The organism is Proteus sp. G3927, from assembly GCF_963894685.1.
GTDB classification, from domain to species: domain Bacteria; phylum Pseudomonadota; class Gammaproteobacteria; order Enterobacterales; family Enterobacteriaceae; genus Proteus; species Proteus mirabilis.
The window spans coordinates 38,334-61,682 of sequence record NZ_CAWQGX010000003.1 but is presented as its reverse complement, the minus strand read 5'-3'; the positions used below and the strand labels follow the sequence as shown (position 1 = coordinate 61,682).

The 23,349-nt window shown below is 38.3% G+C and carries 22 protein-coding genes; 8 read left to right on the top strand and 14 right to left on the bottom strand.

All coding sequences use genetic code 11. The annotated features are described in order from the left end of the window. Positions 1-19 precede the first annotated feature (19 nt). The 8 genes from AACV00_RS00380 to yddG all read right to left on the bottom strand — a co-directional run bounded on the left by AACV00_RS00380 (position 20) and on the right by yddG (position 6,300). On the bottom strand, positions 20-298 hold the full coding sequence (locus AACV00_RS00380; RefSeq protein WP_004245869.1) for a BMC domain-containing protein: 279 nt from the start codon (positions 296-298) through the stop codon (positions 20-22). Between the two features lie 14 nt (positions 299-312). Then, the gene (locus AACV00_RS00375; protein WP_004245870.1) at positions 313-597 is read right to left on the bottom strand and encodes a BMC domain-containing protein; all 285 of its coding nucleotides are present in this window, start codon (positions 595-597) and stop codon (positions 313-315) included. Between the two features lie 20 nt (positions 598-617). Further along, positions 618-896 (bottom strand): BMC domain-containing protein, encoded by a 279-nt coding sequence (locus AACV00_RS00370; RefSeq protein ID WP_004249182.1) that lies wholly within the window; start codon positions 894-896, stop codon positions 618-620. A gap of 583 nt (positions 897-1,479) precedes the next feature. After that, the gene (locus AACV00_RS00365; RefSeq protein WP_004245872.1) at positions 1,480-1,998 is read right to left on the bottom strand and encodes a FidL-like protein; all 519 of its coding nucleotides are present in this window, start codon (positions 1,996-1,998) and stop codon (positions 1,480-1,482) included. Next, positions 1,998-2,858, bottom strand: coding sequence for a transcriptional regulator (locus tag AACV00_RS00360; RefSeq protein ID WP_036919169.1), 861 nt, complete (start codon positions 2,856-2,858; stop codon positions 1,998-2,000). The genes AACV00_RS00365 and AACV00_RS00360 overlap by 1 nt, the downstream gene beginning before the upstream one ends. A gap of 20 nt (positions 2,859-2,878) precedes the next feature. Then, the gene (locus AACV00_RS00355) at positions 2,879-3,472 is read right to left on the bottom strand and encodes a TetR/AcrR family transcriptional regulator (RefSeq protein ID WP_004245875.1); all 594 of its coding nucleotides are present in this window, start codon (positions 3,470-3,472) and stop codon (positions 2,879-2,881) included. A 429-nt stretch (positions 3,473-3,901) separates the two neighbouring features. Further along, complete coding sequence (locus tag AACV00_RS00350) at positions 3,902-5,176, bottom strand: bifunctional O-acetylhomoserine aminocarboxypropyltransferase/cysteine synthase (protein ID WP_004250120.1); 1,275 nt, start codon at positions 5,174-5,176, stop codon at positions 3,902-3,904. Positions 5,177-5,364: 188 nt separating this feature from the next. Beyond that, positions 5,365-6,300 carry an aromatic amino acid DMT transporter YddG gene (gene yddG, locus AACV00_RS00345; RefSeq protein ID WP_004245877.1) on the bottom strand — a complete coding sequence of 312 codons (936 nt, stop codon included), beginning with the start codon at positions 6,298-6,300 and terminating at the stop codon, positions 5,365-5,367. 869 nt (positions 6,301-7,169) lie between these two features. Here yddG and AACV00_RS00340 point away from each other — a divergent pair. The 6 genes from AACV00_RS00340 to AACV00_RS00315 all read left to right on the top strand — a co-directional run bounded on the left by AACV00_RS00340 (position 7,170) and on the right by AACV00_RS00315 (position 13,009). Further along, entirely contained in the window at positions 7,170-7,730 is a 561-nt protein-coding gene (locus AACV00_RS00340) for a fimbrial protein (RefSeq protein WP_004245878.1), read from the top strand. Positions 7,731-7,828: 98 nt separating this feature from the next. Beyond that, complete coding sequence (locus AACV00_RS00335) at positions 7,829-8,506, top strand: fimbrial biogenesis chaperone (protein ID WP_004245879.1); 678 nt, start codon at positions 7,829-7,831, stop codon at positions 8,504-8,506. 36 nt (positions 8,507-8,542) lie between these two features. Continuing rightward, on the top strand, positions 8,543-11,074 hold the full coding sequence (locus AACV00_RS00330) for a fimbria/pilus outer membrane usher protein (protein WP_161679900.1): 2,532 nt from the start codon (positions 8,543-8,545) through the stop codon (positions 11,072-11,074). Further along, entirely contained in the window at positions 11,074-11,592 is a 519-nt protein-coding gene (locus tag AACV00_RS00325; protein WP_161679902.1) for a fimbrial protein, read from the top strand. Before AACV00_RS00330 ends, AACV00_RS00325 begins: the two co-directional genes overlap by 1 nt. Next, a complete protein-coding gene (locus AACV00_RS00320) occupies positions 11,592-12,665 on the top strand; it encodes a fimbrial protein (RefSeq protein ID WP_004249173.1) in 1,074 nt (357 codons plus the stop codon). Before AACV00_RS00325 ends, AACV00_RS00320 begins: the two co-directional genes overlap by 1 nt. Before the next feature lie 26 nt (positions 12,666-12,691). Then, positions 12,692-13,009 carry a helix-turn-helix domain-containing protein gene (locus AACV00_RS00315; protein WP_004245886.1) on the top strand — a complete coding sequence of 106 codons (318 nt, stop codon included), beginning with the start codon at positions 12,692-12,694 and terminating at the stop codon, positions 13,007-13,009. A 132-nt stretch (positions 13,010-13,141) separates the two neighbouring features. On the opposite strand, the gene potD is transcribed toward AACV00_RS00315, so the two are convergent. From potD to AACV00_RS00290, 5 genes are all read right to left on the bottom strand, one after another. Further along, positions 13,142-14,185, bottom strand: a complete 1,044-nt coding sequence (gene potD, locus AACV00_RS00310; RefSeq protein ID WP_004245887.1) for a spermidine/putrescine ABC transporter substrate-binding protein PotD — start codon at positions 14,183-14,185, stop codon at positions 13,142-13,144. Positions 14,186-14,301: 116 nt separating this feature from the next. Next, positions 14,302-15,081, bottom strand: a complete 780-nt coding sequence (gene potC / locus AACV00_RS00305; RefSeq protein WP_004245888.1) for a spermidine/putrescine ABC transporter permease PotC — start codon at positions 15,079-15,081, stop codon at positions 14,302-14,304. Next, on the bottom strand, positions 15,078-15,938 hold the full coding sequence (potB, locus tag AACV00_RS00300; protein ID WP_004250112.1) for a spermidine/putrescine ABC transporter permease PotB: 861 nt from the start codon (positions 15,936-15,938) through the stop codon (positions 15,078-15,080). Before potB ends, potC begins: the two co-directional genes overlap by 4 nt. Continuing rightward, a complete protein-coding gene (potA, locus tag AACV00_RS00295) occupies positions 15,922-17,037 on the bottom strand; it encodes a spermidine/putrescine ABC transporter ATP-binding protein PotA (protein WP_004245891.1) in 1,116 nt (371 codons plus the stop codon). The genes potB and potA overlap by 17 nt, the downstream gene beginning before the upstream one ends. 443 nt (positions 17,038-17,480) lie before the next feature. Continuing rightward, positions 17,481-18,755: a S8 family peptidase gene (locus tag AACV00_RS00290; protein WP_223878647.1), complete on the bottom strand. Its 1,275-nt coding sequence runs from the start codon at positions 18,753-18,755 to the stop codon at positions 17,481-17,483. Between the two features lie 892 nt (positions 18,756-19,647). Here AACV00_RS00290 and dusA point away from each other — a divergent pair. Next, the gene (gene dusA, locus AACV00_RS00285) at positions 19,648-20,682 is read left to right on the top strand and encodes a tRNA dihydrouridine(20/20a) synthase DusA (RefSeq protein ID WP_004245894.1); all 1,035 of its coding nucleotides are present in this window, start codon (positions 19,648-19,650) and stop codon (positions 20,680-20,682) included. 106 nt (positions 20,683-20,788) lie between these two features. Here dusA and AACV00_RS00280 read toward each other — a convergent pair whose 3' ends face one another. Next, complete coding sequence (locus AACV00_RS00280; RefSeq protein WP_004245895.1) at positions 20,789-21,772, bottom strand: NADPH:quinone reductase; 984 nt, start codon at positions 21,770-21,772, stop codon at positions 20,789-20,791. A 167-nt stretch (positions 21,773-21,939) separates the two neighbouring features. On the opposite strand from AACV00_RS00280, the gene dnaB reads away from it, so the two are divergent. Further along, positions 21,940-23,349 (top strand): replicative DNA helicase, encoded by a 1,410-nt coding sequence (dnaB, locus tag AACV00_RS00275; RefSeq protein WP_004245896.1) that lies wholly within the window; start codon positions 21,940-21,942, stop codon positions 23,347-23,349.

The following is a 23,349-nucleotide window of genomic DNA, read 5'->3' as shown; positions in this document are numbered from 1 at the left end:
CTTGGCAGCACCTGAATAATCAGGCTTTATGTTGCTCTGCAATCTTCTCGATATCGTTATGTGGTCTTGCAATAACACGAGAAGTCACTACTGTGCCGATACGTTTTGCCGCCTCAACACCAGACTCAACCGCTGCATTAACTGCACCGACATCGCCTTTCACCATGGCTGTCACTAAACCTGAACCGACGTTTTCATAACCAATCAGTTCCACATTAGCTGCTTTACACATTGCGTCAGCAGCTTCAATGCAAGCGACTAGACCTTTGGTTTCCACTAGACCGAGTGCTTCTTTCATATTTATTTCCTTCGTTATTCAGTCACTTTGTACTGGGCAACGATTTTTTGAATATCGTTATGTGGACGAGCGATGACTAATGAAGTGACCACCGTACCTACACGTTGAGCCGCTTCTAAGCCAGAATCTACAGCGGCTTTAACGGCACCCACATCGCCTTTTACCATTGCAGTGACTAAACCTGAGCCAACATTTTCATAACCAATCAATTCAACATTGGCGGCTTTGCACATCGCATCAGCGGCTTCAATACATGCCACTAGCCCTTGAGTTTCAATAAGTCCTAATGCATCACCCATACGTTCTCCTAAGGCAAAGACTATGCCTTGTGTTTGATAACAATTTTGTTGATGTCATTGTGAGGACGAGCAATCACAAGTGATGTGACGACTTCACCCACCCGTTGCGCTGATTCCACACCTGAATCTACCGCAGCTTTCACTGCCCCTACGTCGCCTTTCACCATCGCAGTCACGAGACCTGAACCAACGTTTTCATAACCAATCAATTCAACATTGGCGGCTTTGCACATCGCATCAGCGGCTTCGATACATGCCACTAACCCTTTAGTTTCAATCAGACCTAATGCATCACCCATTTTTATTTCCTCCAGGAAGCCGTTTAACGGTTTACAGTTACCCATCATGTCTGCGTGGTGATTTTTTAAACGCAGACCTTGGTTTCAAATTCACTATAACGGCTAAAAATAAAAACAACATATAAATCCATAAAAGATAAACATATAGTTTTATATTCTGATATTTATGCTTATTTAGCCTTGTTTTTATTTATCTGTGCTGTTAATTGCCTTTTTTTATCTGTTTAAATTTATAAAAAAACACACAAAGAAGATGAAAAAAAAGACAATTTAAGTTTGTTAGAAGGATGTTGAAAAGGTGCAAAAAGGCAGTACAAATCAGTGGGAAAGATGTGCGGGATATCACTAATATTTCAATGCCAGCTCAAGGATGAGAAAAAGCTAAATCTAGTCTATATACAAAAAGTGCTATTTCTAGGTTAGCCCTTTATGTCTTAAGCCGAACTCATTATGCGGCGTCCTTAGCAGGCATAAATAGTCAATGTTTCCGTCGATGGGGGGACAGTATGAGAGAGGGAATATTCGCAAGAATACGTCGCAACGCTCGCCCAATATTTATTGAGCGAGAAAGTAATGTGGATTTTTAATCGAATTTACTGCCGGGTTTTAAGGTACAAATATAGAGTGGGGAATTGAGCGAACTGAGTAATAACGTTTTTTCATTTAGCTTTTGTGCATTAATAAATAATCCATCATGACTATCTGACATTTCACGCATAAAATAATCAAAAATAACATCGGGAGACTCATCAATTGAGGAGGCACTAGACTCCCATTGACTGACAAAATAGTGACGCTCGGTGGGGGAAACCCGCTTTGTGGTGTAATCAAATTTCACATAACGTTGTAAATAGAGCCAACCCGCTTTAGAGGTAGTATACCCCTCAACCACAATAGAGCCTTTGCCATTAGCACCAAAAGAGAAATGAATATTGCCATTCACATTCTCATCTTCCATATTTTCAAAGCGCATAATGCCCTTTGTTGAACAAACCATCATACCTTCATTTTTGATAGTTAATAATCTTGTTGCTGCATAAGTGGCGACCAAGATAAAAATCAGGGCCGATAAAAAACATAAAAGTTTCCCTGAGATTTTCATTAGTATTTCCAAGAATAGTAAAAGTAATTATCGCAATAGCTAAATGGATTATCTTCGTTCTTAGCGCAATGCGCTAAAAAGACACGCCCTAAGCCATTAGTTTGTAATTTATCACCATAGAAAAAAACAAAGCGCTCCCCTTTCACACACTGTAAATTAAGCTTCTTTCTTACAGCGTCAAAATTGCGAATATAATTATCACTGACAGAGGAGTTAATCATGGCCTCGTTAGAGAGTAATTCACAATCATTATGGGTGAGAGGTGTTAATGTGATAGGCTTGGATTGATGCTGATTTAAAAAGATGATCACCACAAGAAATATGGCGCCAAATAAAAAACCAATACTGGCTAAATACCAACAAATTTCTGGCTTTTGTGGCGATGTTACCGGTAATTGAGGCTCTTTTTCTAATTCACTGTCTAGATTATCAGGCTCGGATGATAACGATGTCTCAATGGGTGATGCGGTATGACTTTTATTTGCTTCACCTTCGTGCTCATTTGTTTGCGTAACAGGTAACAGTGTTGAGTCATCAATTAATTCAACAGAGATATCAGGATTAAACTCTAGTCGCCCTTTGGCGATAGTGACAATAATATTTTCAATACCATAATGACGAAATGTTTTACGCAATAAACTTAAATATTGGTTTAAATTACTATTTGAAGAAACTAGCCCATTGTCATCCCACACGCGTTTTAATACTTCATCACGATTTACTACACCGGGATTTTGAATAAAATAAAAGAGTAACGCATTAGCGGTAATAGACAGATGTGTATCAACGTCACCTTTTTCTAACGATATCGCGCCATCCGTTGCGTCGTAATAAATTGAGGCATTTATTCTGTATTTCATTGTGCCCTCATTCATCCTAATTAACATGACTGATTTGCTGTGTCGGCCATATATTCAAATGTCATTTTTAATAATCTTTCAACTAATGCACTACGCTCTTGTTGTGAAATCGTAGGGCCTTCTGTGAGTTCTGATAACCAAAGGCCATCGGCAGCATAACGAATTAACGTACCTAAGTAGCTATTATCAAGTTTATCGCCTTTGGCTAAATGGCCTAACATCCAATCACGCCAACATTGACGCATTATTGGCTCGTTAGGCATAGCTAAAGAAAGTATTGCCAATTGGCGACTTTCATCTGACTGTTTAAGATCAGAAATATAGGTTAAGTAAGCGCGAGAAAAGCGCCCTGCTTCTATCGGATCGTTGGCCATAATTAACGCAATTCGTTTATCCATAATACCGAGTAAGCGTTTGAATACCGCCTGTATCAGTTCTATCTTCCCAGGAAAATGGTGCAATAATCCGCCTTTACTGACACCCGCTTCTTTGGCTACGGCATTTAAAGATAAAGAAGCAATTCCTTCATTCGCCACAATAATACTTGCCGCTTCTAATAACTGCTCTTGGACGCGGATAGGATCTTTTTTTCGGTGATGTGCGGTTGTATTCATGCGTAGGATAATACCGACCAGTCGGTATGTTCCTTATTGATCAAAATCAAGCACTATTAGAGTGAGCCTTATTATATGCCAATAATGTTGTCAACTTCACATTACTTTATTTAAAACCAAATTTAATTTTAAATAATAAAATTATTTTATAGTTTTGATCTCAATAAAATATTTAATTAACAACAAAAAAGAGAACTTGATAATTATCAATTAAAAATAAGGATAAATAGTCATTAAGATATTTAAATAATGTGGTAACGCAATAAAACACACTTTCTCTCATAGAGAATAAATTAAACACTCCTTTAAAAAAGCGATTATTTGTTTGTTTTAAAATAGAAAGCCCTCTTTAAATTTAAAGAAGGCCTTTCTATTATTAATTAAATTACTATTACTTAATCGTTATTAATTAACTATTATTAATAACGGTTAAAAACTGGCGTTTAATGCTTGTTCTAGATCAGCGATAATATCGTCTATATGTTCAATACCAATTGAAAGTCGAATTAAATCACGAGAAACCCCCGCGCGTTCTAGTTCTTCATCATTGAGTTGGCGATGAGTGGTTGATGCAGGATGACAAGCCAAGGATTTAGCATCACCAATATTGACAAGACGCACAATCAATTTCAATGCATCGATAAATTTCGCACCCGCTTCAGCACCACCTTTGATACCAAAAGAGAGAATACCAGCAGGTTTACCTGACATATAACGTACTGCTAAATCATGCTCTGGGTGGCTGGTTAAACCTGCATATTTAACCCAGACAACTTGAGGATGATTTTGCAAATATTCAGCAACTTTTTGCGCATTTTCAGTATGACGCTCCATACGTAACGCTAATGTTTCTAGACCTTGAAGAATTAAGAAGGCGTTAAATGGCGAAAGGGCGGCTCCTGTTCCACGCAATGGAGCAACACGGCATCGCGCAATATAAGCAGCCGCACCAAAGTGCTCAACATAATTAACCCCATGATAAGAGACATCCGGTGTATTGAGGATTTCAAAACGATCTTTATGTTCAGCCCAAGGAAATTTACCTGAATCAACGACGATCCCACCAATAGAGTTACCATGACCACCAATATATTTAGTGAGTGAGTGAATAATAATATCAGCACCATGCTCAAAAGGGCGACATAGGTAAGGCGTTGCTACCGTATTATCAACAATTAAAGGGACACCATGACGATGAGCCACAGTGGCGAGAGCTTGAATATCAACAATATTACCACTTGGATTAGTGATAGATTCACAAAATACCGCTTTGGTTTTCTCATCAATTAACGCTTCAAGTGCCAGCAGATCATCATGGGGGGCAAAACGCGCTTCGATACCGATACGGGGAAAAGTATGTGCCATTAAGTTATATGTACCACCATAGAGTTTCGCAACCGACACAATGTTATCGCCCACTTGTGCAATGGTCTGGATAGCATAAGTAATCGCAGCCATACCCGATGCCACAGCAACTGCTGCAATCCCTCCTTCTAAGGCGGCAACGCGTTGTTCCAATACATCATTGGTTGGGTTCATGATACGCGTGTAGATATTGCCAGGTACTTTTAAGTCAAATAGATCAGCACCATGTTGCGTATCATCAAATGCATAAGAGGTGGTTTGGTAAATAGGCACCGCAACAGCTTTGGTGGTTGGATCAGGTGAATAACCAGCGTGAACAGAAAGTGTCTCAAGTTTCATAGCAATCCCTTTGTTCTTATCATATAGGTAGCTTCTAAATAGAAGTTAGATCTTTTAACTTATAAGTAATATAGATAAGCGGATATTAGCCTTGTCGCATAGTGAAAAAATTTCAACTTATACCAATGAGACTTTTTTAAAATCGAGAGTATTTATTCAAATACCCCCAATTGGCACGAAAATTTGACTTAAGAACCCTGTTTTACATTCGATTTGCTCGTTTTTGGCATTTTTGTCATTTTTTGACGAGTCGCTAACCAACAAATTAAAGAGCCGCCTGTCACCATCATAACGCCTTGCCAAAATGAAAAAGAGAGTGCTGTAGAGAGTAGTAGGGATGAAAAAGCCGTAGAAATTACCGGAGTAAAATAAGAAAGCGTCGCTAATAATGTCACATTACCGCTGATCATTCCTGCCGTCCACGCCGCATTAGCTAACCCTATCGCAGCCCCAGTAATAAGTAACAGTGAGATACTTTTTACATTAACCACCCACTCGATTGGAGCAGAAAAAATATATTGCCCCCAAAGTGCCAATGCCGTTAAGAAAAAGAAAGGCACAATACCATTATGTCCCCCCGAAATAAGACGAGTCACATTACTGTAAAATGCCCATAACACGGCGCCGATAAACGCCAAAATATAACTGAGAGGGTTACGACAAATATTATTCCATAAGCTTTCTATTGTCAGTGGATTATCACCACTAACAACCCAAACAAGCCCACTGAATGAGCATAATAAACCCACAATCAATAGGATAGAGAATCGCTGTTTATTTAAGAATACCGCTAATGCCAGTGTAAAGCTGGGCCATAAATAGTTAACCATGCCAAGCTCTATAGCTTGTGCTCTATCACTAGCAAATCCTAGCGCCAACGATAAACAGATTTCATAGCTAACAAATAAAAGTGCCCCCCAAGCAAGGTAACGCTTAGGAAAAAGAGATAACTTAGGTACCCCTAAGATCAAAATCAAAAACAGCGTTCCCGTTGTGTAAATCAGCGCAGCACCCCCTACCGCACCAAAATACTCACTGATATTGCGAATTAACCCAACAATGGTACTCCAAAGGAATATCGCCACAATGCCATAGAGTGTTCCTTTTGATGTACTGGAAATCATGTTTATACCTTCAGATTTAAGTTTTTCTCTATATAGCCGATAGTAAAACAGAATCGGGATAATTGCTTGAATTACTCACTCCCTATAGAAGAAGCGCACTCGAAAATGAAACATTTTGTTACAATTAATATAGCAAATTAAATATATTGATTTACTCCCAATACGAGTAATAAAAGTATCTTTTATTTTTATACGATAAAAATACGCTTTGTAATTTCCAATAAAAATGAATAAACAATATTTCTATTTTATTTACAAATAATAAATTTTAATTTTAAAATTTACTTAAATGCCCCCTTTCAGCGTGCTTTTTTGCTTAACAAAAAGCCATTTTTCGTTTCATTTTATAAAAAAACTGTCCATAAAATACATTTTATGAAACATCATCTTATAAGTATAAGTACGCTATCTTTTTACGATATATCAGATAAATGATAAGATAGATGTAATAAAATCAAATAAAAAACCAAGCAATATCAATCAGATAAAAAATCACTCACAAAACATTAGACAAAGTAATATATTTTTCTATTTTTTAACAATTAAATATTACCGATAGTTGAGCAGATATTAATAGAATTTATCTATAAAACCAGCAAAAAACGATCGTTTAAAACGATTTCTCTATTTTTTTTACCACATTTATAATTTTTGTAAATTTGACTTAAGTGAATATATGGCAATTTATTCGTTTTCACGAAGATTGCTATCACTCGCTTTTGTTTTAATAAATAAAATAGTCTTATTTGGCATTTTCCAAAAATAATTTAATCCTTGTTTTTTATTATTAATAATAAAAACAGAATTAAATATTAGCTTATTTTATTAAGCTAAGTATTAAATATATATTGAAAATATAGGAACATTTAATGAAAAAGTTATTATTATCTGCAATTATTACTTCAGCAATGGCCATAATTGCTACACCTGCCCTAGCAGAAGATACTGGTACACCAGCACCAACAGAAGTTACAGTTAATGGTGGTACTATTAACTTTGAAGGTTCTGTCGTTAATGCTGCTTGTGGTGTTGATAGTAGTTCAAGTAACCAAACTGTTCGTTTGGGTCAATTCCGTGTCGCTGAATTCACTAAAAAAGGTGATGAAACAGGACGTATTCCTTTTAGCATTAAATTAAATAACTGCGATATTACTGTTTCATCATTAGCAGCAATTACCTTTAACGGTACAGCTTCTGATGGTGATGCAACTGCATTCGCATTACAAGGCAGTGGCGCAGCAACCAATGTAGCGTTAAAAATTACCGATTCAAGCAGCAAAAATGTTGTTCCAGGACAACCTTCTTCAACTCAAAAATTAATCGAAGGTGAAAACCAATTAAATTATAACGCTTCTCTTATTTCCACTGATGATACAGTGAAGGCAGGTAGCGCAAACGTTACAACTAACTTTATGGTGACTTACTCTTAATCACTTCATCACTTTTGATTGATGTCTTATCGCCAAGGACGGCCTATTTTTATCAAAAGTATTATTACTCCATATTCATTAGCTAATAAATATTTATTATGAAAAAGATATTTGCTTTTATTATTTTTTTATTCCCACTTATTGCTTATTCTAATGGTGTTTCATTAGGTGCTACGCGTATTATTTATAATTCTAATATTAAACAAACTAATCTTGTTGTGACTAATTCAGATAAAGAGAATAGTTTTCTAATTCAATCATGGGTATCTGATAATCAAGGTAATAAAAATAATGATTTTATTGTTACCCCTCCTTTATATATTCTTGACGCTAATAAAGAGAATGCTTTAAGAATTATGTATACAGGTGAACCTTTACCTGCAGATCGCGAAAGTTTATTTTGGATGAATGTCAAAGCTATTCCTTCTTTAGATGAAAAGCTTGCTAATGAAAATACACTACAAATTGCCATCCAGAGTCGGATAAAGCTTTTCTACCGTCCTAGTGGATTGTCCGCTTATACTGAAAAATATGCCAATGAAGTGACTTTTTCCTATAAAAATGGGGAGTTAATTGCCCATAATCCAACACCTTATCATATTACTATGGTCAATTTAGCCGCAGCCGACAGTCAACTTCCTTCAAGTATTATGATTAACCCATTTTCACAATTAACATTAGGAAAAGTTAATCAGAATGCTAATACCATTTCATTCCAAACCATTAATGATTATGGCGCACAGACTCCTGTTTTAAAAAAAGAAATCGTTCATTAATCACAGCATCTTTTTCAACCCTGTTGGTCAAAAACCATGGTTAATAAGAATACTAATAAAGATATCGTTTATTTTCTCTTTCCAAGTGTCATTGCATTGTCATTGACGCTGTCCTTTTCATCATATAGCGCAAACCGATTTAATCCTGCATTTTTGGCTGACTCTCCTGATGCCGTCACCGATTTAAGTTATTTTGAAGCAGGCAACCGCATTAAACCCGGTGATTATCTTCTTGATATTGTTTTTAATCATGAGTATCTGCGTAGTGAAAATATTCATTTTATTAGTCAAGATAACCATGTTATTCCTTGTTTAAATCGAGATGATTATCAATCACTCGGGATCAATATTAAACTATTTGCTGATTTTGAGAAATTCTCGGCAAATGAATGTATTGATATTGAAAAAATCATTCCAGATTCTGTTGTTAATTATGATATTGAGAAACAAGCTTTAAATATTCAAGTCCCTCAAGCCGCGTTAGATTTGAAAGCACGCGGTTATATTCCACCAGAAAAATGGGATAACGGTATAACAGCAGGTATTTTAAACTACACCTTTAGTGGCGCTAATAGCTGGGGAAATTCTCATAATAATAGCTACTACTTAAATCTACGTAGTGGGATCAATATTGGTGCTTGGCGATTACGCGATTATTCCACTTGGAATTCGTCAAACGGGAAAAACCAATGGAACCATATCAATACCTATCTGCAACGCAATATTGTGTCATTAAGAAGCCAATTACAAATTGGTGATAGTTATACCTCATCAACACTTTTTGACAGTGTTAATTTCCGAGGTATTTCATTAGAAAGTGACGACACTATGCTACCTGATAGCCAAAGAGGATTTGCACCTGTAGTCAGAGGTATTGCTAAAGGCAATGCTAAAGTGGTGATCCGCCAAAACGGTTATGTGATTTATCAAACCTTTGTTTCTCCGGGTGCTTTTGAAATCCGTGATCTCTATCCAACGTCAAATAGTGGCGACCTCTATGTCACCATTGAAGAAAATGATGGTAGCAAACACAGCTATGTTGTGCCTTATTCTGCTGTACCTATTTTACAGCGAGAAGGCCAAAAACAGTTTGTCATCCAAGCCGGTGAAATACGCCAAAATAACCAACATAAAAAACCTCGCTTTATACAAGGTCATCTTATTTATGGCTTACCCTATGACACCACTGTCTATGGTGGTGCATTAGCAACAAAAGATTACCAATCTTATGCCCTAGGAGCAGGTAAAAATATGGGTACCCTAGGTGCCTTCTCTACCGATATCACCTTTGCTCATAGCCAATTGCCAAATAACTCAACATCAGATGGTTATTCTTTACGTTTTCTTTATGCCAAGTCGTTAAACCAATTTGGCACAAACTTTCAATTGCTCGGTTATCGTTACTCTACTTCGGGTTTTTACACATTAGATGAGACATTAAATACACGTATGTCCGGTTATCTGTATGAAGATAATCAAAAAAAACCGTTGAGTTATTTTAATTTGTATAATCGCAAGAAAGGGAGCCTACAAATTAATTTATCACAACAACTGGGGGATTATGGCTCTATTTTTATGATGACCAACTGGCAAAATTATTGGGGAACTAATGAGAAAAATGTCCTAGTACAAACCGGCTACAATGGCAATATTAAAGGGCTCTCTTATAACGTCATTTATAGTTATAACAGAATGATGAATAGTGGTCAGCGTGACCAAACTTTGTCTGTGGGTCTTTCTATCCCATTACAATTGCTAATGCCGACAAGTTATCAATCCATCAATAGCACTTATCTCACATATAATTACAGCCACAATAATAACGGTTACTCGACACATAATGCGGGGATTGCTGGTACATTATTGGAAGACAATACCCTTAATTACAGTGTTCAACAAGGTTATAGCAATCAAGGTGGAAACTATACCGGTAGTGCGGCGTTGGGTTATCAAAGTCGCTATGGCAATTTAAATGCTAGCTATAACTATCATCAAGATGCTCAACAAATTAACTATAGCCTCGCTGGAGGTATGCTACTCCATAGTGGCGGATTAACCTTAAGCCAACCCTTAAGCGCTAATGCCATTTTAGTAGATGCTCGTAATACTGCGGATGTACCGATTGATAATGCGACAGGGGTTTATACTGACTGGCGAGGGTTTGCCGTTATTCCCTATGCTACCGCTTATCGACAAAATCGAGTGGCATTAGACACCACCGCATTACCCGATAATGTTGAAATTGAGCAAAACATTAAGCAAGTGATCCCAACACAAGGCGCCGTCATTAAAGTTCAGTTTGATGCTAAAAAAGGGTATCGCTTATTACTGACGCTACAACACCAAGGTCGCCCACTCCCTTTTGGGGCAATAGCAACTGATAAACAAAATCATCTGTCCGGTATTGTTGGCGATGATGGCTTACTCTACTTATCGGGTGTCCCTGATTCAGTAAAATTAGAGATCCGCTGGGGGCATAATGCCTCTCAATACTGTCAAGTGAACTATCAATTACCCGCCTCTCAACTTGATGAACCTTTTGTGAAAATGACACAGGAGTGCCAATAATGCACAAATTAATGCTTATTGTAGCGTTGTCATTACTGTTTACCACTAAGGGATCTGCTTACAATACATTGGTACACATTAATGCCAGAGTAACAGGAAACACATGTACGGTAGAGACAAACTCAAAACGTATTACCGTAAAATTAGGCCAAATCGCCACAAAAGATTTTATTTCTACGACGATAACGCAACAACGTACGCCTGTTATCCCTTTTAGTATTAAATTAGTCGATTGCCAACCTGAAGCCAGTGCTGTGAAGGTCAGTTTTAATGGTCGTGCCGATCCTATTGATAACGCCTTACTCGCCATTGATGCAACGGGTGCCAAGGGAGTTGCCATTTCCATTATGGATAACTCAGGAGCTTCCATCGATATTAACGATAAAAGCCAGTCTTATACCTTATTGCCTAACCAAGATAATACCCTGCAATTTTATGCTCGCTATGTAGCGACTCAACTTCCTGTTCAAGCCGGATCGGCGAATGCAACAGCAACCTTTTTACTGGAGTACCAATAATGACACGCTCTTTTTATTTCTTCACATTGCTGGTTTCTCTTCTTTGTATCCCGAGCCAAATGGCATGGGCTATTGCAGATCCATTAGTGGTAACCCCTCCACCTATGAATTTTGATGGTGCCGCCGATGGTACTCCCGCAGGAACGCCCATCACGTCAACTTGGATAGGTGAAACCTCTGTCCATAATGGTTTCAAATGTGAGAAGAAATTTTTGCAAAAATGTTGGGTTGAAACCCTCTATGCTAATGCTACTGGTTCAAAAATTAGCGGGATCTACTATTACGAAGGTAGTAATCGTTATCCTGTTTATTCACTCCCCGGAGTTAAAGGTATCGGCTATGCTTTTGGTTTAAAAGATAACAATGATAGTGTTGCTTACGTACCTATTGATGTTGATAACGGTTCGGGTGCAACGGTGATTTATCCTGCAGTAGGCTCTACCGTTAACCATAATGTGGATCGCGTTTCACTGAAAGGCAAAGTCGTCTTTGTGGTGACAGATAAACATCTTGAGACTGGCGTTTATAACATTCCATATACAGTTATCGCCAATACATGGTCTGAATATGGTGGAGGCCATAAAGGCAATAATACCTCTATCGTAGCAATTAACCCCGTCACTATTACTATTAAAGCTCGAGGCTGTACCGTAAATACCAAAAATCTCACCTATGAATTAGGTGATATCTCAATGCGAGATATGGCAGCCATTGGTTCAACATCAAAAAGTCAGGCTAAACCCATCTCTGTTACATGCGATAGTAATGTGCATTTATATGCCAGCATGACCGATCAGTCTACCTATTCTAATAATACAGATATCCTCACACTGACATCAGACTCTGATGCTTCTGGTATTGGTATTCAATTTTTCTTTAATGATAATCCAACTCCCGTGGTGTATGGCCCTGATATCAGTGCGATAGGACAACCTAACCAACGTTTACTCCATATAACAACTTCTAACAACGAAAACTACATATTAAACCTGTCAACTCGCTATATCACGACTGGGACACTAAAACCGGGTAAAGCAAACGGATTAGCCAGTCTCACTTTTTCTTATCAATAATGATTTGAATTTTTAAGGCTGATGAAATGATTGATAGCAGCAAAACGATTAATTTTCGTATAGGACAACGAATACGTCACTTGCGAAAAAATTTAAAATATTCGGGGAAACTATTTGCCAAAGAGTTAGGCATAAGTCAGCAACAACTTTCACGGTATGAACGAGGAACAAATAGGATCAGTATTGAGTTTGTTTATTTAATTACTGAAAAGTTTGATGTTCATATCAGCTATTTCTTACAAAGTAACTATATGATTAATATTGAGCAACAACGAAATATACAAGAAAAAAACAGCCTGCTGATTGCCGAGGCTTGTATAAAAAATGGCACTAATCGCCCTTAACTTATTTATCCTTTCGGTTCAAATACACACTGTCATCTATTTTATCGTTGATTTAATGATAATGTTCTCTTTTTTCTATACAAAATAAGAAGCCACCGTTTAACGGTGGCTTTTTGATACTGATAAACTTAATTAACGACCCGCTTTCAGTTTTTGGTAATAACTTTCGTATAAAACCGTCGCTTCACCCACATCATTTTGCCATTCGCCTTTACTGATAATCTCTTCACTAGGGTAAAGTGAGCTATCTTTTGTGATAGCTTTTGGCAATAATTTTTGTGCCGCTAAATTAGGTGTTGGATAGCCGATATTTTCAGCCACTTTTGCAGCAACTTCAGGGCGTAATAAGAAGTCGATAAGCTTATGCGCACCTTCAACATTTTTTGCATTTGCAGGAATAGCTAAGCTGTCCATCCAGAAGATACCGCCCTCTTTTGGCCATACCAACTCAATAGGAGCACCGGCTTCTCGCGCAATAAATGCAGAGCCATTCCAGATCATCCCTAGATTCACTTCTCCTTGCATATAAGGATTGGCAGGATTATCCGAATTAAAAGCCAGTACATTAGGCATCAGCTTTTGTAACTCTTTATAGGCTTCTTCAATCTGTTTTGGATCTGTGGTATTACCTGAATAGCCTAATTTTAATAAAGCCATTTGGAATACTTCACGTGCATCATCCGTTAACAGTAAACTATCTTTATATTCCGGTTTCCATAAATCAGCCCATGAAGTAATGCTACTTACATCAACTTCATCACTATTAATCCCTATCGCAGTCGCTCCCCAAATATAAGGGATTGAGTAGTCATTTTGAGGATCGAATGATTTATGTAATAAACTTGGGTCAAGATTATCAAAATTACTGAGCTTTGATTTATCAATCTTCTGTAGCATCCCCTCATGACTCATTTTAGAAATAAAATAAGTTGAAGGAACCACCAAATCATAAGCACCGTCTTTATAGGTTTTTAATTTGGTATACATGCTTTCGTTAGATTCGTAGGTGGAGTAAATCACCTTAATCCCAGTCTCTTTTGTAAACTGTTCCAGCAATCCTGGCGGTACATATTCCGTCCAGTTATAGAAATAGATTGTCTTACCATCATCAGCCGATGCTGTACCAATACTTAATGCCATTACACTGGCAGCAAGTACAGAGGACCACTTTTTCATTTAGGCTTCCTTCAGTGGTTGATGCGTTAATATCAAATAGGCGTAACGCCTACCTCCAACAGATTTGGTCATCAAGACCGTAAAAAGTGCGAGAAACTCGCACTAATACTTTTAAATTACGCTTTGCCAGTTCTATCTCGTAAGATCAACTGACTAATTAATACTAATACTAATGATAGCCCTAAAAGGATGGTTGCCAGTGCATTCACTTCCGGTGAAACACCTACTTTTACCATTGAGTAAATTTTTAATGGTAAAATTTCATAGCTTGGTCCAGTCACAAAAGAGGAGACAACCACGTCATCCATCGATAACGTAAAGCTTAATAACCAACCCGAGGCTACTGCTGGCATCGCTAATGGCATAATGATTTTACGTAAAATAGTAAATTCACCCGCCCCTAGATCCTTAGCGGCTTCAAGCATTTTGACATCAAAACCACTGAGTCGCGAATAGACCGTGACCACCACAAAAGGCAGACAAAAGGTAATATGCGACACCAGTAATGACCAAAACCCTAAGGAAATGCCTAATAGCATAAATAAAACCAATAATGAAATCGCCATCACAATATCTGGCGACATCATCACCACAAACAGCATACCACCAACAAACTTTTTACCACGAAAACGATAGCGATAAAGCGCCACCGCAGCCAATGAACCAATCAACGTCGCAAAGGTTGCTGAGGTGACTGCCATCGTTAATGAATGCCCTGCAGCTTGTAGCAGGCTGTCATTATTTAATAAAATGGTATACCAGTCAGTGGTAAAGCCTTTCCAGTTGATCCCGAAACGTGATGAGTTAAAAGAGTTAACTATCAGAATGATAATCGGGATATAAAGATACGCGTAAATGATGGACATAAATCCACCCCGCAATAACCGTCCTATCATTCTATTTCTACCTTCTTATGCAGTAGTTTTACGGCTCGGTAATACACAAATAGCATTAACCCCATCACCAGTGTTAAACAGATACTGGTAGCTGCCCCAAATGGCCAGTCGCGAATATTTAAGAATTGGCTCTTTATTACGTTACCAATAAGTAGGTTTTTCGCGCCCCCCATTAAATCCGCCACAAAGAATAAGCCCATGGCAGGTAACATTACCAATAAACAACCTGCGATGATCCCCGGCATAGTTAATGGGATAATAATACGAATAAAGGTCTGTAATTTATTCGCACCGAGATCTCGAGCCGCTTCCAAACAGGGTTTATCCAGTTTTTCAATGCTGGAATAGAGTGGCAGAACCATAAAAGGTAATAAAATATAAACCAACCCTAATACTACCGCCTCTGGGGTATAAATGATCCTTAGCGGTTTATCGATAAGCCCTATCCACAATAGAAACTCATTAAAATAGCCTTTCGTACTGAGAAAAATCTTTAACCCATAAATACGAATAAGTGAGTTAGTCCAAAAGGGAACTATTAATAAAAACAGCAGTAATGGTTGTATTTTCTTAGGCATTTTTGCCAGAAAAAAAGCAAAAGGATAACCTAATATTAAACAAGCTAAGGTCGCTACCAATGCCATATTAATAGAGTGCAGTAATACTTCTGCATACATTGGATCAAATAAGCGATAATAGTTATCGAGCGTAAAAACCATCTCGACTAAATTCGCATCATCACGGGTTAAAAAACTGGTGGCGATGATCATGATATTCGGTAAGAAGACGAACACCATTAACCAACCCACAACACCAGTAATAACGATGTTTTGAAATAGTTTACGTGTTTTCTTCATCAGCCAGCACGACCTCCCAGCTCTCAACCCAAGTTACCGCTATCTTTTGGTCTAACGAGTGATCAACATCCGGATCATCTTCATTAAAGAATTCACTCACCATCACCATCTTGCCATTTTCCATTTCAACAACAGAATCTAGCGTCATGCCTTTATAGTTACGTTCACGAACATAACCGATAAGTCCCGGAAGGTTTTCAAGATCGTGTATCTCTTCAACGCGCAGATCTTCTGGTCTGAGTAACACTTTCAGTTGCTGATTTTGAGTAACAGGTAATTGCGTGTAAATATCGCATTCGTGCCCTTCAACATCCGCTCTAATACGTGTCTCATCAATACGATGTAGGACACGTGCATCAAAGATATTGATTTCACCTATAAATTGAGCAACGAATAAGTTAGTTGGCTCTTCATAGATTTCTCGAGGCGTGCCGTCTTGCTCAATACGCCCTTCTTTCATTACCACGATCCTATCTGACATAGTCAGTGCTTCTTCCTGATCGTGGGTGACGAAAATAAAGGTGATCCCCAGTTTTCGTTGTAAGGCTTTTAGCTCATTTTGCATCTGCTTACGTAATTTGTAATCCAGAGCAGACAATGATTCGTCTAACAACAATACCTTCGGCTTATTGACCACCGCCCGTGCAATCGCGACGCGTTGCTGTTGACCACCAGAAAGGTGAGCAGGACGGCGTTGGGCAAAGTCCTCCAGTTGCACCATACGTAACGCTTCCATAACGCGACTATTGATCTCTGCAGCAGGTGTTTTCTGCATACGTAGACCAAAAGCCACATTTTCAAATACGGTCATATGGGGAAACAGGGCATAACTTTGGAAAACGGTATTTACAAAACGCTGTTCTGCTGGAATATGGGTAATATCCTGTCCATCTAGGATAATTTGTCCATCATCCGCGTCTTCTAAGCCCGCAATTAAACGTAATACCGTCGTCTTACCACAGCCTGAAGGGCCGAGTATGGTTAAAAACTCGCCATGGTTGATAGTCAGATCGAGGCGGGAAATGATTTGTTTTCCGTCGAAACCTTTACTTAAGGATTTTAATTCGACTAGTGGTGTCAGAGATGTTTTCTCAGTCATTTAAGGTAATACTCTATCCCGAAGAATAATGCAGATAGAACCGCCGCCGGAAAAGACTGTGTGAGCTGCCGGAGCAGTATGCTCCACAGAAGCCCAAAACCAGCAACGCCGTATGTATAGTACAAGGGGCAAATGATAAACGTAGTGAGGTAAAATTGAAAGCAAAAAGGTACATTTCTTATGAAAAACTATTCATTTTTAAGCTTTTCATCATAACTCTAGACTTTGTTATAAAAAACAAAAAATATAATATAATCAAATAATTAATAATAAGCATAAATACTAATAAATTATTTTAATTTATGATTAAATAAATTTTTTATCACAAATCATTCTATCGCGGTATTTTCAAGTCTAAAACAGACTTAAAAAAGATTATTTTCAGCAAGATAAATACTAAAAATACCTTCCATAGTCTTAAGCCATAGAAGGTATCCTTTCTATTAATTATATTGGATTAAATTTTTTAAATGTAAGATGGCATTATTCACATTAGGCAAAGGGCCAATCTTTTCATTTAATGATGGATAGGTTCCTGTTTTAATCAGTAGCTCTCGCATCTCTATTGGCGTTAATACCGTGTTGGTTTTATCTTTATACCAAGATTGAATAACTGCAGCCGCCCCCGCGACTAATGCACAGGCTGATGATGTTCCACTAAAATTAGCCGTATATTTGTTATTCCCATCACCATGAAAAAGATCACCATATCCGGCAGTAGTCACATCTTCTCCCCATGCTTGCACATGAATGGGGGAGCCATGCGTTGAGAAAGGTAAACGATTTAGCGTATAAGGCGAGCCCGCACCGACACGTATAGAGTGGTTATCGCTACGTTGACGATAGCTATCATAAAAAGGTAAATCGAGATCAACCCCCCCATTGCCGGCAGCCATGATCACAATAATCCCCGCTTCTGTTAATGTACGAGTGGCCTCCCAGATATGCATTTCATAATCAGCAGGAACATAAGCATGATGTTCACAAACTGTCTGCATCTCATATAAAACAATATCACCCGCGTGTAATTTCTGTTTACTGGCAATAATTGCTTCAATACGACCACTGCTTAATTCTGATATGGCATAAAACATATCTAATTTATAAGCAAGCCCAGTAATACCTTTACCGTCTTTTTTCCCCATAATTAACCCCGCCACTGCCGTACCATGGTCGGCTTGATCGGTTTTTTCAGTTAAAGGAAAAAGTGGCGTGATATTATTAGCTAACAAATCGGGATGTGATAAATCAAAATCCCACTCAATATCGGCCACCTGTATACCTTGCCCATAAGCATTTTTATTCCAAGCGTCTATAATACCTAACCCGTTTATTTCATTTGATTTTATTTTTGGGGTTTTTAAATAATGCTGATGGCGAGTTAAATCCGGCGTAATATTAGGTGGCTGTACAGGTAATTTTGGAATTTTTTGCACATATTCTATATCAGGATGTTGTTTTAATATTTTAATAATTTCATCTAATGTATATGTGTTATCATTAGGTAAATTTAAATAATAGTAATCATTTAAATGATTTGATGTAAGAGAAAGATGATTTTTAGGTGGTAATTGTGATGATGATAATACTGGAACAAAAGAAATATTAGATAAAAATGTATTATATTGATTATGGTAACCAGAGCGTAATAGTTTTTTATTTTGATCAAGTGAATGTATATTTTTTAGTTTGACTAGTATTTTCCTTTCAATATTCATAACCAATGCTCCTTTTCTATTTTTTATTTTTACTTTTGTTTTATAACGTAGATTTTTGAGCATTGGCTATTTTCATTTTTAATAGCATTGAGATAAATTTAATTATTAAGATAATATACTGTGTATTTATACTCATTAAATAATTTAGTTTTTCTTAGACAGCATGCACTTCCATTTGAATGGGATCAAAGATCCAGACCAGTGAGTGCACAATATAAATCTTTTTCATTGTTTTACTTGAGTCGCATTGGGATGGTTGCCTTGAGCTGAGGCTGGTTTTGGAATGAAAGTAACATCAATACCAACCGTTAAAGGCCAAGCTTTTCGTCTCTTTTGCATTGATTGGTTGGTGTAAAATATCTGATGTGACTTTTTACAGCGTATAATCGCATAAGTGTGGTTGTTTGTAAGTAGAGAGTCGAGAGTTAGATAGCGTCTTAATTATTGATTTTACAGGCATATTGATATTCCACTCTGATGATAAAAAAGTATATCTATACATCCGATGAAGAACAAGCTACTTGACATCAATCGGGAATTGACTAGAATCTAATCATCGACGGAAACGTCACTAGATTGAAAGCGCGGTACAGTGTGAAGCTGGTTGGTCTTAGACCCCGTTAGCGAGATATTTTCGAAGGGCTCCTTATAGGAGCCCTTTTCGATCTAATAATTAAACCTAGATTAGTTCATCAATAATTAAGCTTCGTACATAAAATCTAATTATATCGGCCTCGTTTTAGGGAAAGATCACACCACCTGCTCTATCACATTTTGTTATGCTATAGTAAGCCATCTCGATATAAATCCTCTCTTACTCTCAGTAAAACACCAAAATCTGGTGTCCTCATTGGTGTCCTGATAAAGAGAAAACACACTAAAATGGGTTATAATGCACGAAAATACACCAACCGATAAAACACTAGAAAACAAGCAAACACAGGGCACTCAAGGGAATTACCCACTTAATCGCTTCTCTGTTGCACCTATGCTCGATTGGACTGATCGCCATTGCCGTTATTTCTTTCGCCAGCTTACCAAAAATACTTTGCTGTATACTGAAATGGTCACAACAGGTGCCATTATTCATGGCAAAGGTGATTATTTAAAATATAGCAACGAAGAGCACCCGATCTCATTACAGCTTGGCGGCAGTGATCCACAAGCGTTAGCGCAATGTGCAAAATTAGCACAAGAGCGTGGCTATGATGAAATTAATTTAAATGTAGGTTGCCCTTCTGATCGGGTACAAAATGGACGCTTTGGTGCTTGTTTAATGGGTGAAGCACAACTCGTTGCAGATTGCGTGAAAGCTATGCGTGATGTGGTCGATATTCCTGTGACGGTAAAAACACGTATTGGCATCGACAACCAAGATAGCTATCAATTTCTATGTGATTTTATTGATACCGTCAGCCGTGATAATAACTGCGATACCTTTATTATTCATGCTCGCAAAGCTTGGTTATCGGGATTAAGCCCCAAAGAAAACCGCGAAGTGCCTCCTTTAGATTATCCTCGTGTTTATCAATTAAAACGTGATTTCTCGCATCTCACTATGGCAATTAATGGTGGCATTAAGTCACTAGAAGAGGCACAGGAGCACTTAAAATATATGGATGGTGTTATGGTAGGTCGCGAGGCTTATCAAAATCCATCAATATTGGCTCATGTGGATCACGTGCTTTTTGATAATCAGTTACCTGTTACTAATGCCGTCGCTGCCGTAAAAGCTATGTATCCTTATATTGAAAAAGAGCTTTCACAAGGCACTTATTTAGGTCATATCACCCGCCATATGTTGGGAATTTTCCAAGGTATTCCCGGGGCAAGACAATGGCGTCGTCATTTAAGTGAAAATGCCCACAAACAAGGTGCTGATTTAACCGTGCTAGAGAATGCGCTTAAGTTTGTGACCGAAAAATAGTCCTTTTTAACCCGTGATAAAAATCCATCTTACTCAAATTGCTTAATCAACTATTTAGTTAATCAGTTAATAAAGATGGATTTTTTATACTTGTAACCTTTAAAAACTATGGGATCAATAGACTTGAACCTTGAGATTGACGACTTTCAAGATAACGGTGTGCGGCTTTAGCATCAGCTAATGCAAATTTCTGATTATCTGGCACACTGACATCAATTTTACCACGACCAATTAACGTAAATAGTGCTTCACTTGCTGCATCTAACTCTTCGCGCGTCGTAATGTAGCCGGAAATAGAAGGACGAGTAACATAAAGTGAACCCAATTTATTAAGAATACCTAAATCAACCCCTGTTACCGCACCAGAAGCGTTACCAAAACTGACCATTAAGCCTCGGCGTTGCAAACAGTGCAACGAATCCAACCAAGTTGCTTTGCCAACAGAATCATACACAACGGGTACTTTTTGGTTATTGGTGAGCGCAAGGACACGTTCAACAATAGATTCAGTTTGATAGTTAATCACTTTCCATGCACCTGCGGCCTTAGCTTTAGCCACTTTCTCATCACTGCCTGCAGTACCAATCATTTTAGCGCCAATCGCTTTCGCCCATTGGCTGGCAATTAGCCCGACACCACCCGCCGCTGCATGGAATAAAAAGGTTTCCCCTGCACGTAATTTGTATGTTTCATTGAATAGATAATAAACCGTTAATCCTTTCAAAAAAGAGGCGGCGGCTTGTTCAAAAGAGATATTATCAGGCAGGCGAGCTACTTTATTTTCTGGTACATTATGCGTATCGCTGTAGGCGCCTAATGGAGATTGTGCATATACAACTCTATCCCCTTCTTTAAGTGAAGTAACATGAGCGCCTGTTTTAATCACAACACCGGCAGCTTCAGTTCCTAAGCCACTTGGGAAATGCTCTACTGGATATAATCCGCTACGCACATAAGTATCAATATAATTAATGCCAATGGCTTTATTGGCAACCTGTACTTCGTTATCGCCTAGAGGGGCGGGGGTAAATGAAGTTAGCTCGAGTACATCGGCATTACCATGAGCTGCAAACTGAATGCGTTTAGCCATCGTAATCTCCTTTATAAGATTGATGATTGACCTAGGATTATATAAACCAGCGTTGTAACGACCTGTAGAGATAATGACAAATGATCGTTATTTCTACAAGGCACAGATTATTGGGTTAGCGTATACTAATGCGCTGATTGATATTTTTTCGACTTTGTGCAGGATTTATGGCCAGAAACAAGACCACTGACAAGCTAATGTCTGAGATAAAAGATCGCCAAATGGAAGGGTTGAAACTTCCCCCCCATTCGCTAGAAGCCGAACAATCGGTGTTAGGCGGTCTAATGATAGATAACGAGCGTTGGGATAATGTCTCCGAGCGTGTCACTGCCGATGATTTTTATAGCCGACCTCATCGCACTATTTTTGCGCAAATGCAGCGTTTACTTGAGCTGGGTAAACCTATTGATCTGATAACCTTATCAGAAGCACTAGAACAAAACGCAGAATTAGAAAGCGTTGGAGGCTTTGCTTATTTAGCAGAACTATCCAAAAATACGCCAAGTGCAGCCAATATTAACGCTTATGCCGACATTGTTCGTGAACGTGCTGTCGTTCGCGATATGATCAAAGTCGCCAATGAAATTGCTGATGCTGGATTTGATCCCCAAGGACGCACCAGCGAAGATCTGCTCGATTTTGCTGAATCTCGCGTCTTTCAAATTGCCGAAACCCGCGCCAATAAAGATGAAGGGCCAAAAGCAATTGATGCCATTTTAGAAGAAACCGTTGAAAAAATAGAGCAACTCTACCAAAAACCTCATGATGGTGTGACGGGGGTATCCAGTGGCTATCAAGATCTGGATAAAAAAACTGCCGGACTGCAAAAATCAGATTTAATTATTGTCGCAGCACGTCCTTCTATGGGTAAAACCACCTTCGCGATGAACTTATGCGAAAATGCGGCAATGACGGAAGAAAAACCTGTACTTATCTTTAGCTTAGAGATGCCAGGTAACCAAATCATGATGCGTATGCTCGCTTCATTGTCTCGCGTGGATCAAACCCGTATTCGTACTGGGCAACTTGACGATGAAGATTGGGCGCGTATTTCAAGTACCATGGGTATTTTGCTTGAAAAACGTAATATGTATATTGATGATTCCTCTGGTTTAACCCCCACCGAGGTGCGCTCTCGTGCCCGAAGAATTTATCGTGAACATGGCGGTTTAAGCCTAATCATGATTGACTACTTGCAGTTAATGAGAGTACCTTCATTATCTGAGAACCGAACTTTAGAAATTGCTGAAATTTCACGCTCTTTGAAAGCATTAGCTAAAGAATTACAGGTTCCTGTTGTCGCTCTGTCACAGTTAAACCGTAGTTTGGAACAACGTGCTGATAAGCGCCCAGTTAACTCTGACTTACGTGAATCGGGCTCTATTGAGCAAGATGCCGACTTGATTATGTTTATCTATCGTGACGAAGTTTATCACGAAAATAGCGACCTAAAAGGGGTGGCAGAAATTATCATTGGTAAACAGCGTAATGGCCCTATCGGTACGGTAAGACTAACCTTTAATGGTCAATGGTCTCGCTTTGATAACTACGCAGGCCCTGCTTACGACGACGAATAA

Bases quoted from the DNA above. Each gene is read 5' to 3' on its own strand.
- AACV00_RS00380 (WP_004245869.1), bottom strand. From the start codon at position 298: ATGAAAGAAGCACTCGGTCTAGTGGAAACCAAAGGTCTAGTCGCTTGC.
- AACV00_RS00375 (WP_004245870.1), bottom strand. From the start codon at position 597: ATGGGTGATGCATTAGGACTTATTGAAACTCAAGGGCTAGTGGCATGT.
- AACV00_RS00370 (WP_004249182.1), bottom strand. From the start codon at position 896: ATGGGTGATGCATTAGGTCTGATTGAAACTAAAGGGTTAGTGGCATGT.
- AACV00_RS00365 (WP_004245872.1), bottom strand. From the start codon at position 1,998: ATGAAAATCTCAGGGAAACTTTTATGTTTTTTATCGGCCCTGATTTTT.
- AACV00_RS00360 (WP_036919169.1), bottom strand. From the start codon at position 2,858: ATGAAATACAGAATAAATGCCTCAATTTATTACGACGCAACGGATGGC.
- AACV00_RS00355 (WP_004245875.1), bottom strand. From the start codon at position 3,472: ATGAATACAACCGCACATCACCGAAAAAAAGATCCTATCCGCGTCCAA.
- AACV00_RS00350 (WP_004250120.1), bottom strand. From the start codon at position 5,176: ATGAAACTTGAGACACTTTCTGTTCACGCTGGTTATTCACCTGATCCA.
- yddG (WP_004245877.1), bottom strand. From the start codon at position 6,300: ATGATTTCCAGTACATCAAAAGGAACACTCTATGGCATTGTGGCGATA.
- AACV00_RS00340 (WP_004245878.1), top strand. From the start codon at position 7,170: ATGAAAAAGTTATTATTATCTGCAATTATTACTTCAGCAATGGCCATA.
- AACV00_RS00335 (WP_004245879.1), top strand. From the start codon at position 7,829: ATGAAAAAGATATTTGCTTTTATTATTTTTTTATTCCCACTTATTGCT.
- AACV00_RS00330 (WP_161679900.1), top strand. From the start codon at position 8,543: ATGGTTAATAAGAATACTAATAAAGATATCGTTTATTTTCTCTTTCCA.
- AACV00_RS00325 (WP_161679902.1), top strand. From the start codon at position 11,074: ATGCACAAATTAATGCTTATTGTAGCGTTGTCATTACTGTTTACCACT.
- AACV00_RS00320 (WP_004249173.1), top strand. From the start codon at position 11,592: ATGACACGCTCTTTTTATTTCTTCACATTGCTGGTTTCTCTTCTTTGT.
- AACV00_RS00315 (WP_004245886.1), top strand. From the start codon at position 12,692: ATGATTGATAGCAGCAAAACGATTAATTTTCGTATAGGACAACGAATA.
- potD (WP_004245887.1), bottom strand. From the start codon at position 14,185: ATGAAAAAGTGGTCCTCTGTACTTGCTGCCAGTGTAATGGCATTAAGT.
- potC (WP_004245888.1), bottom strand. From the start codon at position 15,081: ATGATAGGACGGTTATTGCGGGGTGGATTTATGTCCATCATTTACGCG.
- potB (WP_004250112.1), bottom strand. From the start codon at position 15,938: ATGAAGAAAACACGTAAACTATTTCAAAACATCGTTATTACTGGTGTT.
- potA (WP_004245891.1), bottom strand. From the start codon at position 17,037: ATGACTGAGAAAACATCTCTGACACCACTAGTCGAATTAAAATCCTTA.
- AACV00_RS00290 (WP_223878647.1), bottom strand. From the start codon at position 18,755: ATGAATATTGAAAGGAAAATACTAGTCAAACTAAAAAATATACATTCA.
- dusA (WP_004245894.1), top strand. From the start codon at position 19,648: ATGCACGAAAATACACCAACCGATAAAACACTAGAAAACAAGCAAACA.
- AACV00_RS00280 (WP_004245895.1), bottom strand. From the start codon at position 21,772: ATGGCTAAACGCATTCAGTTTGCAGCTCATGGTAATGCCGATGTACTC.
- dnaB (WP_004245896.1), top strand. From the start codon at position 21,940: ATGGCCAGAAACAAGACCACTGACAAGCTAATGTCTGAGATAAAAGAT.